This is a genomic window from Pseudomonas sp. Tri1 (assembly GCF_017968885.1).
Classification (GTDB): domain Bacteria; phylum Pseudomonadota; class Gammaproteobacteria; order Pseudomonadales; family Pseudomonadaceae; genus Aquipseudomonas.
Genome location: NZ_CP072913.1, coordinates 4,428,102 through 4,441,452 on the forward strand (window position 1 = coordinate 4,428,102; position 13,351 = coordinate 4,441,452).

Genomic DNA, 13,351 nt, shown 5'->3' on the forward strand with positions numbered 1-13,351 from the left:
CATCCGCAAAGGGAATAACAATGACAACCCTCAAACGTATCAACACCCAGGTACTGGTCATCGGCGCCGGCCCTACCGGACTGACCCTGGCCAACCTGCTCGGCCAGGCCGATGTCGACACCTTGATCATCGATCGCAAGCCCGGCACCGTGACCGAGCCACGGGCGGTTTCAATCGATGATGAATCCTTGCGCACCATGCAGGCCATCGGCCTGGACCAGGCCGTGCTCAAGGACGTGGTTCCCGGCTACGGCGTGCATTATTTCACCCGGCCCGGGGGCCGTTGCTTCGGTAAGGTCGAGCCGACCGGCAAGCTGTACGGCTTCCCCAAGCGCAACGCCTTTCGCCAACCGCTGTTCGAGGCCACGCTGAAGGCAGGCCTCGAACGCTTTGCCAGCCTCAAGGCATGCTTCAACCACGAACTGCTGGAATTTCATCAAGACCCTCACGGCGTGCGTGCGCTGATTCGTGACGCCGATGGCGAGCTGCTGGAAATCCAAGCAGCCTACCTGGTGGCCTGCGACGGTGGCCGCAGTCCGGTGCGCAAGCAGCTCGGGATCGAGATGGTCGGCTCGAGCTTCTCCTCGCGCTGGCTGGTGGTCGACACCGACCAGGATGACGACCCGTTCTGGCAAACCCGCGTGTATTGCGATGCCCGGCGCCCGGTGGTTGAAGTACCCGGCCCTCACCGTACGCGCCGCTTCGAGTTTCTGCTCAAAGCGGACGAAACCGATGAGCAAGTGCTCGGCGAGACCCGCCTGCAGGCGCTGCTACGCCCGTTCAAGGGTGACACGCCGGTTTCCATCGTGCGCAAGACGGTCTACACCTTCCACGCGCGGGTCGCCGAGCGCTGGCAGGTGGAGCGCGTGTTTCTCGCCGGCGACGCTGCGCACCTGACCCCGCCCTATGCCGGCCAAGGCATGAACAGCGGCGTGCGCGATGCCCACAACCTGGGCTGGAAGCTGATCGGTGTACTGAAAGGAAAAATGGCGGAAACCGCCCTGCAGTCTTACGAAAGCGAGCGGCGCGATCATGCCTGGGCATTGATCAAGCTGGCCTTGAACCTCGGTGTGGTCATGGCTCCGGCCACCGTCCTTCGCGCTCGCTTGATCAGTTCTGCGTTTGCCCTGATCGGCCTGTTGCCACCGTTGCGCGATTACTTCCTGCAGATGCGTTTCAAGCCCAAACCCCGGTTCACCAAAGGCCTGGTACTGACCGAGGGCGCCGCCGGAAAGCTGTCTTGCGGGCAGATGTTCCCGCAACCGATGCTCACCGATGCCCAGGGCCATGAATGCCTGCTCGACGAAGCCATCGGTGCCGGTTTCGCCTTGGTTCAATACGGCGCCCCTACCCGCCAACGGATCGACGAACTCAAGCATGGTTTCTGGAACCATCTGGAAGCCAAACGCATCCTGATCCTCCCCGAGCCCATCGATGCCATGCCGGCGATTCCAGGCTGCACGGTGCTCCAGGACCGGGAAGGATCGCTCAAGGCAATACTGGGCGATGCACACAGTTTCTTGCTGCTGCGCCCGGATCGCTATATCGCCGCCATTTTCGACAAGGCCACCGAAACGAAAGCTGCCGAATCGTTGCAGTCGCTGTTCGGCATCGCCGCGCCGAGAAGCAGCGAAATCGAGTCGGGCATCGCCCCCGTCTTTCACTGAACCTTCCAAGCCCCCGAGGTGTTTATGCAAACACTCCAGACTTCCACACCGGCACGCTTGTGCTACCTGCACCTGGCGAGCAAAGAGCCACAACGGCAAATCGATTTCTATCGGCGGTTGCTGGACATGGATAGCCTGGCGCAGGCCGACGGCAGCTGGCTACTCAGTGGCCCGCAACGCGCCATGCTCGTGTCGCCCGCCGACCACTGCGGCCTGCTGGCGGCCGCTTTTGACCTGGCAGACCAGGCTCGCCTGAGGCAATTGCGTGTTCGCCTGATCAAGAACGGTTGTGCTGTCGAAGAACTCGACTCCCCGTTGCTCGAACCGGGAGCCTTCCTGATCCGTGACCCTCAGGGCCGACAAACGATATTCGGCGTCTCGCGCGCCAATGCCCAGGCCCATCGGCCAGGCATGCCGGGGCGTTTGCAACACGTGGTGTTCCAGACCACTGAGCTGGAAGCCATGATCGATTTCTACGTCAACACGGTAGGGTTTACCGTCTCGGACAATGTCGTGGATGAGCAGACTGGCCAGCTCACGACGTGCTTCCTGCGCTCGGACGATGAGCATCACACGCTGGCGTTTTTCCGTGGTTCGAAAAACGAGTGGGATCATCACTGCTACGAAACCAACGAATGGAACGACATTCGCGACTGGGGTGATCGCTTCGCCAAGGAGCGCATCACCCTCTTCTTCGGCCCTGGCCGGCATGGGCCGGGCAACAACCTGTTCTTCATGGTGGTCGATGCCGATCGCAATCGCCTGGAGTTCTCGGCCGAGCTGGAAGTCACCGATGCCTCGCGCCAACCCGGCGTCTGGCCGCAGGAGGAATACACACTCAATTCCTGGGGACGTGCCTGGATCCGCAGCTGAGCACTTTTCGCCCACAACGTTGGCCCCCTCAACCTCTTGAACGACGCAATCACCTGCCGCCAAAGGTAAGAATATGACCACTCAACAGCTGGCCCCCTACGCCATCAATGGCGATCAATACATCAACGGCACCTGGCGTACCGGTCGCTCCGCACGACGCCTGGACGACCGCAACCCGTTCAACGGCGAACAACTGCTGGAAATGCCACTGGCCTCGATCGACGATCTCGATGACGCCTATCAGGCGGCCCATCGAGCACAAACGGCGTGGGCCCAACTGCACCCGACACAACGTAGCGCATACCTTGAAAAACTCGCCCAGGTCATCCAGGACCGTCGTGACGAAATCATCGACTGGCTGATTGGTGAATCGGGCAGCACCCGAATCAAGGCGAGCATGGAATGGCAGTTCACGCTCAACCTTGTGCGCGAGTGCACAAGCATGCCGATGCAGGTCGAGGGACGCATCCTCACCAGCTACAAGCCCGGCGAACAGAGCTTTGTGTTTCGCGAGCCACTGGGCGTGGTGGGCGTGATCAGCCCATGGAATTTCCCGTTGTACCTGAGCATGCGTTCGGTGGTGCCGGCGCTGGCGCTGGGTAACACCATCGTGCTCAAGCCTGCCAGCGACACGGCGGTGACCGGCGGCCTGCTGATTGCCCACCTGTTCGAAGAAGCCGGCTTCCCCGAGGGCTCGCTCAACGTCGTGGTCGGTGCCGGTTCGGAGATTGGCGACGCCTTTGTCGCGCACCCGGTACCGAGCCTGATTTCCTTCACCGGCTCGACGGATGTGGGTCGCAATGTCGGCCGTATTGCCACCGGCGGCAAACACATCAAGCGTGTCGCCCTCGAGCTGGGCGGCAACGCACCACTGGTGGTGCTGGACGACGCGGATGTTGAAATAGCCGCCCACGCTGCCGTGGTCGGACGCTTCCTGCACCAAGGGCAAATCTGCATGAGCGTCAACCGGGTGATCGTAGACCGCTCGCGGTATGCCGACTTCGCCGCGCTGGTGGTGGAACGCGTGCGCAACCTCAAGACCGGCGACCCGGCCAAGGCCGACACGGTGATCGGGCCGGTGGTCAATCAGAGCCAGCTCGATGGCCTGTTGCGTAAAATCGATGGAGCCCAGAGCGCCGGCCTCAAGCAGCTTTGTGGTGGCCCGGCATCCGGGCTGGTGCTGCCTGCCCATGTCTTCGGTGAAGTGGGGGCCGATCAGGAACTGGCCCGCGATGAAACGTTCGGGCCTTTGCTGCCGCTGCTGATCGCCGAGAACGAAGCTCACGCCCTGGCGTTGGCGAACGCCAGCGAATATGGCCTGTCCAGCGCGGTGTTCACCCGGGACATGGCCCGTGGCTTGAACTTCTCCCGCGGCATCGTGGCCGGGATGACCCATATCAACGACATCACGGTCGATGACCAACCCAACGCGCCCTTCGGCGGGGAAAAGAACTCCGGGCTCGGCCGCTTCAACGGTCACTATGCCCTGGACGAATTCACCCGTGCCCATTGGGTCACCTGGCAGCCCGGAAGCCATCAATATCCCTTTTGATCAATAACCTTTTGGATCACTAACCCGCATGGACGCAGCCAGGATTGGGCAAGTTGACCTCTTTGCCCAATCCACAAAAAAATAAGAACCAGAGGCGCCAAAATGACCCATTTAGCCTGTGTGTCCACTGATCAGGTTGTGCGTTCCGATCGGCTGATGAAGTGGAAAGAATTCATGAGCGACCACCTGGGACGCACGCCGGACTATATAAAACGCCTGGAGTCGACCTTCATAGACCCCTTGCATGACAGCAACTTCCAGGGCCGGCTGGAGTATGGCGACCTGGGTCAGCTGCGGTTCTGTCGAATGACCGCCAGCGCCCATCGTTACTCACGCCACTTGAGCAAGGCCATCGACTCGCTCGACACACCGCGCATGTTGATCATGCAGATTGCGGGGGTCAGCCATTTCGAGCAGGGGCAACAACGCAGCGTACTGGCGCCTGACGAAATGCTCCTGGTGGACTGCGGCAAACCTTTCGACGTGACCAGCACCCAAGGCTGCGAGCACTTCATCCTGCTGTTCCAGGGCTCCCCCGGACAGCTGGCGCAAACCGGCGACATGCACCTAAACGGTCGCAACGGCCTGGGCCGGATGCTGATGCACCTGATCAGCGATGCCTACAACCAATACCCCTTGCTCAACAACCACTCGGCCGGGCTGATCGGCGACAGCATCACGGGGCTGCTGGATAACGCACTGAAGAACAAACAGGAAGAAAAGCAACTCGAACACGACTTCCGCTTCTTCAAGCAGAACCGCCTCAAGGCGTATATCGAACGTCACCTGGCCGACCGCGATCTGACCATCGAGCGCATCGCCAACGCCGAACAGTGTTCGGTACGCAGCCTGCACCGGGCGTTCCAGGATGAGCTGGGGTGCAGCGTCAGCGAGTACATCTGGCAGCGGCGCCTGGCCCGCTGTGCCGAAGACCTGCGCAGCCGGGAACATGCCCATCGCTCGCTCACCGAGATCGCCTATGCCTGGGGCTATGGCAGCAGCTCCCACTTCAGCCGGCATTTCAAATCGACGTTCGGCATGTCGCCTCGGCTGTTCCGGGAAACCGCGAGCGACAGCCGGGTGAAATCGACGGCGGCCTGAGTCAGCTTCTGCGCTCAAAGCCTCCAGAAGAGAGGGGGAATGAAACCGCTGCCAACCAGGGCGCCAAGGTTGACCGTTGGTCGAGAGCAAAATAGGGTAACAGGCCGCCCACCAGCATCGTGACCTAGTATCAACCCAGGTTCGGCTGGACAACGCAGGAGATCGACATGCCCGCCTCCGAATCCAGCCTCCTCCAGAGCTGGCAGCACAACGCCCAATCGTGGATCGAGGCGATCCGCACCGGCACCCTCGAGAGCCGCGTCAAAGTCACCGACCAAGCCATCCTGTTGGCGGTACTGAGCCGTCAACCCGAGCGTGTGCTCGACCTGGGGTGCGGCGAGGGCTGGCTGTTGCGGGCCTTGGCCGAACGGGGCATCGAGGCGGTCGGCGTGGACGGCGATGCAACGCTGGTCGAGGCTGCGCGGGCCGCCGGCTCTTCGCCGGTGCATCTGGCAAGCTACGAAGCTCTGGCGCAGGCCACGGTGGACATCGGTCGCAACTACGACCTGATCTGCGCCAACTTCGCCCTGCTGCACCAGGACATCATCCCGCTGCTCACCGCCATGAACGCCCTGCTCGCCCCTGGCGGCACGCTGGTGATCCAGACACTGCATCCGTGGGCCGCAGCGGCGGGCAACTACCAGGACGGTTGGCGAGAAGAAACCTTCGCCGGCTTCCAGGGGCAATGGCAGCCCATGCCCTGGTACTTTCGCACCTTGTCCAGTTGGCTCAATGCCCTGGATATGGCCGGCTTTCGACTGGCCGGCCTGCAGGAGCCGCAACACCCGCAAAGCACGGCACCGCAGTCGTTGCTGCTGGTGGCCGAGCCGCAAGGTTGAACGCCACGGCGAACTGCTCTTCAGGGGCGCTCGACGCCTCTGAAGGTCGGCTCAGTTCCAGCCGCCCCCCATTACCTTGTACAGCGTCACGCGGTTGCTCTGTTCGGTCAGGCGCAAGCTGATCAAGTCCTGCTGCGCGCTGTACAGCGAGCGCTGGGCATCCAGGGCTTCGAGATAGCTCTGGGAACCACCCCGGTATAAGGCGTCGGACAGTTCGAAGCTCTTGCGGCTGGCGTCGGTCAACGCCTGCTGGGCCTCGATGCGCCTATCCAGGGTGCTGCGTACCGCCAGGGCATCGGCCACTTCCTTGAACGCGCTTTGCAGCGTCTGCTGGTAAGTCTGTACCTGAATCTCGCGCTCGGTCTTGGCCGCGTCCAGCGTCGCACGATTGCTGCCGCCGTCGAAGATCGGCAGGCTGACGCTCGGAGCAAACGACCAGGCGCCACTGCCGGACTTGAACAGGCTGGACAAGGCCGAACTGGAAGAACCGGCACTGGCCGTCAGGCTGATGCTTGGGAAGAACGCCGCACGGGCCGCGCCGATGTCGATATTGGCCGACTTGAGGGTGTGTTCGGCGGCCAATACATCCGGACGCCGTTGCAGCAGGCTGGAAGGCAGCTCGGCCGGTACCTGGACCAGCGCCGCAGCCGATTCCAGGGTCGAGCCTGGCAGCAGTTCTTCGGGAACATCACTGCCCACCAGCAGGCGCAGGGCATTGCGATCCTGGAGAATCTGGCTTTCATACTCCGCCGCGTCGGCCCGGGCTGACTCCACGGTGGTTTGCGCCTGGGCCACGGACAGACCGGAGGAACCACCCAGCGCGTGGCTGCGCTGGGTCAATTCGTAGGTCGCCAGCTGGCTGCGCAAGGTCTCCTGGGCCAGGTGCAGCCGCTCGTTGTCCGCCGCCAGGGTCAACCAGGCCGTGGCCACTTCGGCCACCAGGCTGATCTGCGTGCTACGCCGGGTTTCGGTCAGGGCCAGATAGTCTTCCAGGGCTTCGTCCTGAAGGTTTTGCACCCGACCGAACAGATCCACTTCATAACTGCTCAGCCCCAGTTGCGCGCTGTAGTCATGGGTGGTGGTCGCCGAGCCACTGTTGGACAACGAACCAGGCGTACGGCTGTGAGTGCCACTGACACTGGCATCGATCGACGGTAACGACTCAGCGCGCTGGATGCGGTATTGCGCCTGGGCCTTTTCGACGTTCAAGGCGGCCAGGCGCAGGTCGCGATTGTTGCTCAGCGCCAGGGTTTGCAAGCGCGCCAGACGGCTGTCAGTGAAAAACTGTTGCCACTCGATATCGGCGGCCACCTGCCCCTTGGGTGTGCTGGCGGGCGCCAGCCATTGCTCGGCGACCGGCGCCTCCGGGCGCTCATACTGCGGCGCCAGATTGATGCAGCCACCGAGCAGCGCGAGAACGGCCAGCAAAGGCCAGCGAAACTTGATCATGCGTCACCTGCCTGGGTGGTTGGAACAGAAGTCGAAGCCGTGGAAACCCGGGAAAAACGCCGGCGAATCTGCACGAAAAACAAGGGTACGAAGAAGATCCCCAACAGCGTGGCGGACAACATGCCACCCAGCACACCGGTACCAATGGCCTGGCGTCCGGCGGAACCTGCGCCGCTACTCAGGGCCAGGGGCAATACGCCGAACATGAAGGCCAGGGACGTCATGAGAATCGGCCGCAGGCGTTGGCGCACCGCGATCAACGTCGCCTCGCGCAAGCTGTTGCCCTGCTCTTGCAGGTGCTTGGCGAACTCGACGATCAGAATCGCGTTCTTGGCCGCCAACCCCACGGTGGTCAATAGCCCGACCTGGAAGTAGACGTCGTTGCTCAAGCCACTGACTCGGGTGGCCAGCACCGCGCCCACCACGCCCAACGGCACCACCAGCATCACCGAGAAAGGCACCGACCAACTCTCATAGAGCGCGGCCAGGCACAGGAACACAAACAGCACCGATATCCCGTACAGCAACGGTGCCTGCGAACCGGAAAGGCGCAGTTGATAGGACTGCCCGGTCCACTCGTAACCGATGCCTTGCGGCAATTGCTTGATAATCGCTTCCACCGCGTCCATGGCGTCCCCGGAACTGACCCCGGGCGCCGGGTCGCCGACCACCTCCAACGACGCGTTGCCGTTGTAGCGCTCCAGCAACGGCGAGCCGTAGCTCCAGGCACTGCTGGCGAACGAGGAAAAAGGCACCATCTCGTTGTTGCTGTTGCGCACGAACCAATGCTCCAGGTCGGCCGCCTGCATCCGTGCGGCAGCCTCGCCCTGGACGTAGACCTTCTTCACCCGGCCCTGGTTGAGGAAATCATTGACGTAAGTGCCGCCCAACGCCGTGGACAGCGTGGTGTTGATGTCGCTGGTGCTCAGGCTCAACGCCCCGGCCTTGCGATCATCGATGCTGACCTTGAGCTGTGGGGCGTCGTCCAGGCCATTGCTGCGTACGCCGAGCAAGCGAGGGTCCTGGTTGGCCAGCTCGATAAGTTTTTCCCGCGCCGCCACCAGCGTGTCGTGCCCCAGGCCGGCGAGGTCCTTGAGTTGCAGGTCGAAGCCGGATGTCTGTCCCATCCCACGCACGGCCGGCGGTTGCATGACGAACACATTGGCATCGCCGATGCTCGACAGCGCCATGGTCGCGCGCTGGGCAATGGACGCCGCATCCTGCCCTGCCCCCGTGCGCTCGCTCCAGTCCTTGAGCCGGATAAACGCGCGGGCGCTGTTCTGGCTGTTGCCGTTCATGCCCAGGCCGGAAATGCTGATCAGCGCTTCGACTTCCGGTTGTTCGAGCAGGTAGCTTTCGAATTGCTTGACCACCGCTTGAGTGCGGCTGTCCGTGGCCCCTACTGGCAACTGCACCTGAGCCATGAGAATGCCCTGGTCTTCATCAGGCAGGAACGAGGTCGGCAGGCTCAGATAACCGGCGACCATCACCAGCACCACCAGCCCATACACCAGCCAGCTGAGGCGCCCGCGCTGCAAAATCCCACCCACCTGGCGTTTATAGGCCTCGGCAGTGCGCTCGAACGTGCGGTTGAACCAGCCGAAAAAGCCGCCTTGGGCGCCATGGTCCTGGCCATCGGACGGCTTGAGCAGGGTCGCGCACAATGCCGGCGTCAGCGTCATCGCGACCAGCACCGAGAGCACCATGGCCGAGACGATGGTGACCGAAAACTGCCGGTAGATGACCCCGGTAGAGCCGCCAAAAAATGCCATGGGAATGAACACTGCGCTGAGCACCAGGGCGATGCCGACCAGGGCGCTGGTGATTTCATCCATCGACTGGCGCGTGGCATCCAGGGCCGACAGGCCCTTCTCGCCCATCACCCGCTCGACGTTCTCCACCACCACAATCGCGTCGTCCACCAACAGGCCGATGGCCAGGACCATGGCGAACATGGTCAGGGTGTTGATCGAGTAACCGAACAGCGCCAGCACGCCAAACGTACCAAGCAGCACCACCGGCACGGTGATCGCCGGGATCAGCGTGGCCCGCAGGTTCTGCAAGAAAAGGAACATGATCAGCACGACCAGGACAATGGCCTCGCCCAAGGACTTGACCACCTCTTCGATGGACAGGCTGACAAAGGGCGTGGTGTCGTAGGCGATAACGTTCTTAAGCTGCATTTCCGTGGGGTAGAACGGCTCCAGCTCCTTGAGCTTGGCCTTCACCGCCTCGCCCACATTCAGGGCATTGGCCCCGGCAGCGAGCTGTACGCCCATGGCAGCGGCGGGTTTACCGTTAAGGGCGGAGGTTACGTCGTAGCTTTCACTGCCCAATTCAACCCGTGCCACATCCCCAAGCAACACCACCGCACCGTTACTGGTGGACTTGACCACGACATTGCGAAACTCTTCGACGGTTTGCAGCTTGCTGCGGGCGCTGATAGTGGCGTTCAACTGCTGGCCCTTCACCGCCGGCATGGCGCCGAGCTGACCGGCGGAGACCTCAGTGTTCTGCGCCTCCAGGGCGCTGCTGATATCCGAGGGCATCAGCGCGTACTTTTCCAGCTGGGCCGGGTCCAGCCAGATGCGCATGGCATAGCCCGAACCCAAGGTCTGCACATCACCAACACCGTCGATGCGGCTGATGGAATCGAGCAAGGTACTGGAGATATAGTCGCCAATCTGGGTGCCGGTGACGCTCGGGTTGTCGGACGCCAGGGCGGCAATCATCAGGAAGTCCGAACCGCCCTTGGTCACGGTCAACCCCTCGCTTTGCACCGACTGCGGCAACCTCGACTCGGCCTGTTGCAGCTTGTTCTGCACCTGCATCTGGGCCACGTCCGGGTTAGTGCCGGCGGTGAAGGTCAGGCTGATGCTGGCACTGCCGTCCGAACTGCTGGAGGCCGACATGTAGGTCAGGTTATCCAGGCCTTTCATCTGCTGTTCGATGACCTGGGTCACCGAGTCTTCCACGGTCTTGGCCGAGGCGCCGGTGTAGGTGGCGGAGATACGCACCGTCGGCGGCGCGATGTCCGGGTACTGCTCCAAGGGCAACTGGCTGATGGACAAGGCGCCGGCGAGCATGATGACAATGGCGATGACCCAGGCAAAGATCGGTCGGTCGATAAAGAAGCGCGCCATGGTCAACCCTCCTGCGCAATGGCAACAGGCGTGGCTTTCTGCGTACGGCTGCGGGTGCCGGCGTTCTGCGCCACGACGGTGTCACCGACCCGGACTTTCTGCCCGCCCTCGACAATCACCTGGTCTCCCGCGTTCAGCCCTGCCGTGACCCACCATTGGTTATCCACGGCCCGATCGATGGTCAGCAGCCGTTGCTCGACCTTGCCATTGACCACCACCAGCACCGAAGTCGCGCCGCTGGCGCTGCGAGTCACCGCCTTCTGTGGAATCAGGATGGCCTTGTCATCCCGCGCCTGCTCCAGCACCGCCCGCACGTACATGCCCGGCAGCAACAGGCGCTCGGGGTTGGCGATTTGCGCCCGCAAGGTCACCGTACCGGTGCCCTCATTGACGCTGACCCCGCTGAACTTCAAGCGCCCCTCATGGGCGTAGGTACTGCCGTCATCGAGCTTGAGACTGATCCGCGCCTCGCCTTCACCATTGCTCTGGAGCACACCGCTGGCCAGGTCGCGCTTGAGGCGCAGCAGCTCGGCGGTCGATTGGGTGACGTCGACATACATCGGGTCCAACTGCTGCACCGTGGTCAGTGCGCTGTCTTGGTTGGCAACCACCAGCGCGCCAGGGGTGACCGTCGAGGTTTCGATGCGGCCGCTGACGGGAGAACTGATGCGGGTATACGCCAGGTTGATGCGTGCGGTGTCGACATCGGCCTGGGCCACTTGCAATTCCGCTTCGGCGGTCAGCAGGCTGGCCTGGGCATCCTCGTTGTCCTGCTGGCTGATGGCATCGATTTTCACCAGCTGTGCATCACGCTTGGCCTTAGCCTGGGCTGACTTCAGGGTGGCGCGTGCCTTGGCGAGGTTCGCCTGGGCTTCAGCCAACGCGGCCTTGTAAGAGGAAGCGTCCAGTTGATAAAGCGCCTGTCCGGCCTTGACCTCGGCCCCTTCGACAAACAGGCGCTGCTGGACGATACCGCCCACCTGCGGACGAATCTCGGCGACCATGAACGCCTGGGTGCGTCCGGCCAGTTCCGTGGTCAGGGCCTGGCTTTGTGGCTGCACGGTGATCACGGAAACCTTGGACGGTTCCAGTGCGGGGGCGGATTCACCGGAGCACCCGCCCAACATGAACAGAACGATCAAGGCCACCAGGAAGGCGGCGGTCACCAGGGATTTGGCGAATAATTTGGTCGACATAAATGCCTCTGCAAGACGGATGGTTCAAGCCAGGCGCCATACTGAGAGGCAAATGTGCAGGAAAATTGAAGATTGCCCGCTGCCCTTGAATCTTCATCGCACCAGGGCCTAAATGGACGGGCATTCATCGACCTGCCCGAGCCCATGAAACTGAGCATCTCCACCAAGCTGTTTATTGCCGTACTGGCCAGCGTGCTATTCGTCATCCTGAGCATGGGGGTGGCCAACGGCTGGAGCTTTGGCAAAGGTTTCCTCGACTACCTCAACGAACAGGCGCTGTTGCGCATGACGCCGGTGCTACCGCGTCTGGCCAGCGCCTATGCGCGCGAAGGCGACTGGGAATTCCTGCGCAACCAGCCGGATCGCTGGTTCGAACTGCTGCGCCCGGAACCGGGGGAAAACGACAGCGACCCGCAGCGGCCGTCCATGCCGATGTCCGACCTGACCGGCGCGGTATTTCGCATCGCCCTGCTGGACCAGCAAAAACAGTTGGTCATGGGTTACTCGGCGATTGCCAACGACGCCCTCATGCGCCCGGTGGAGGTTGGCGGCAAAACCGTCGGCTGGCTGGCGGTGACGCCGTTCCAGAACGTGACGGAAGCCGGGGGCGAACGCTTTCGGCAGTACCTGGTGCGCACCAGCCTGGCCGTGGGCGTGTTCTCGTTGCTGCTGGCGATGCTGATCGCCTGGTGGATCGCCCGTGCCCTGCTCGATCCGGTCAAGCGAGTGGCCGCCGCCACGCACCGACTGGCCGCCGGGGAATACAGCAACCGGGTGTCGGTGTCCTCCAACGACGAAGTTGGTCAACTGGCCCGGGACTTCAATCAATTGGCGTATACCCTGGAGCGCAATGAAAAAATGCGCCGGGAGTTCATGGCCGACGTGTCTCATGAACTGCGTACCCCGCTGTCGGTATTGCGCGGTGAGCTGGAGGCCATCGAAGACGGTGTGCGCACCCTCGATCAGGCCTCGATGAAATCGCTGCAAGGCGAAGTCGGCATGCTCAGCAAACTGGTGGACGATCTGTATGAACTGTCCCTGGCCGATGTCGGTGCGCTGACCTACCGCAAGAGCGAATGCGATCTCAACGACTTGCTGGACGGTTGCGTGGCGATGTTCCAGGAGCGCTGCAATGCCCGGCATCTGGGTTTGGAGCTGGAGCTGCCGACAACGCCGCTGCAGGTCGAAGCCGACCCCAAACGCCTGCAGCAACTGTTCGGCAATCTGCTGGAAAACGCAGTGCGCTATACAGATGAAGGCGGTGTGCTGCGTATTCGAGCCGCCAGCGAGGACGACGTCGTGCGCATCGACTTTCTCGACTCCGGCCCCGGGGTCGATGCGGATCAATTGCCGCGGCTGTTCGAGCGCTTTTACCGCGGCGAAAGCTCACGCAATCGCGCCAGTGGTGGCGCCGGTCTGGGGCTCGCCATCTGCCACAGCATCGCCCTGGCCCACGGCGGCAGCCTCAGCGCCGATCACTCGCCGCTGGGCGGCCTTTGGCTGACCCTGCGCCTGCCACGGAACGCCTGAC

Annotated in this window: 9 protein-coding genes; 6 read left to right on the top strand and 3 right to left on the bottom strand. The window is 62.5% G+C overall.

Annotated elements, in window-relative coordinates:
- The first annotated feature begins 20 nt into the window (after window positions 1–20).
- From J9870_RS18925 to J9870_RS18945, 5 genes are all read left to right on the top strand, one after another.
- Window positions 21–1,667 carry a bifunctional 3-(3-hydroxy-phenyl)propionate/3-hydroxycinnamic acid hydroxylase gene (locus J9870_RS18925; protein ID WP_210639485.1) on the top strand — a complete coding sequence of 549 codons (1,647 nt, stop codon included), beginning with the start codon at window positions 21–23 and terminating at the stop codon, window positions 1,665–1,667.
- A 24-nt stretch (window positions 1,668–1,691) separates the two neighbouring features.
- Window positions 1,692–2,540 carry a VOC family protein gene (locus J9870_RS18930; RefSeq protein WP_210639486.1) on the top strand — a complete coding sequence of 283 codons (849 nt, stop codon included), beginning with the start codon at window positions 1,692–1,694 and terminating at the stop codon, window positions 2,538–2,540.
- Window positions 2,541–2,613: 73 nt separating this feature from the next.
- A complete protein-coding gene (locus J9870_RS18935; RefSeq protein WP_210639487.1) occupies window positions 2,614–4,092 on the top strand; it encodes an aldehyde dehydrogenase family protein in 1,479 nt (492 codons plus the stop codon).
- Between the two features lie 102 nt (window positions 4,093–4,194).
- Complete coding sequence (locus J9870_RS18940) at window positions 4,195–5,193, top strand: helix-turn-helix domain-containing protein (RefSeq protein ID WP_210639488.1); 999 nt, start codon at window positions 4,195–4,197, stop codon at window positions 5,191–5,193.
- 167 nt (window positions 5,194–5,360) lie between these two features.
- On the top strand, window positions 5,361–6,032 hold the full coding sequence (locus tag J9870_RS18945; protein WP_210639489.1) for a class I SAM-dependent methyltransferase: 672 nt from the start codon (window positions 5,361–5,363) through the stop codon (window positions 6,030–6,032).
- A 51-nt stretch (window positions 6,033–6,083) separates the two neighbouring features.
- Here the strand turns inward: J9870_RS18945 and J9870_RS18950 are convergent, their stop codons facing one another.
- The 3 genes from J9870_RS18950 to J9870_RS18960 are packed head-to-tail and all read right to left on the bottom strand — an operon-like array spanning window position 6,084 to window position 11,820.
- Window positions 6,084–7,481: an efflux transporter outer membrane subunit gene (locus tag J9870_RS18950; RefSeq protein WP_210639490.1), complete on the bottom strand. Its 1,398-nt coding sequence runs from the start codon at window positions 7,479–7,481 to the stop codon at window positions 6,084–6,086.
- Window positions 7,478–10,624, bottom strand: coding sequence for an efflux RND transporter permease subunit (locus J9870_RS18955; RefSeq protein ID WP_210639491.1), 3,147 nt, complete (start codon window positions 10,622–10,624; stop codon window positions 7,478–7,480). Before J9870_RS18955 ends, J9870_RS18950 begins: the two co-directional genes overlap by 4 nt.
- Window positions 10,625–10,626: 2 nt before the next feature.
- Entirely contained in the window at window positions 10,627–11,820 is a 1,194-nt protein-coding gene (locus tag J9870_RS18960; RefSeq protein ID WP_210639492.1) for an efflux RND transporter periplasmic adaptor subunit, read from the bottom strand.
- Between the two features lie 144 nt (window positions 11,821–11,964).
- On the opposite strand from J9870_RS18960, the gene baeS reads away from it, so the two are divergent.
- The gene (gene baeS / locus J9870_RS18965; protein WP_210645334.1) at window positions 11,965–13,350 is read left to right on the top strand and encodes a sensor histidine kinase efflux regulator BaeS; all 1,386 of its coding nucleotides are present in this window, start codon (window positions 11,965–11,967) and stop codon (window positions 13,348–13,350) included.
- The last annotated feature ends 1 nt before the right edge of the window (window position 13,351 follow it).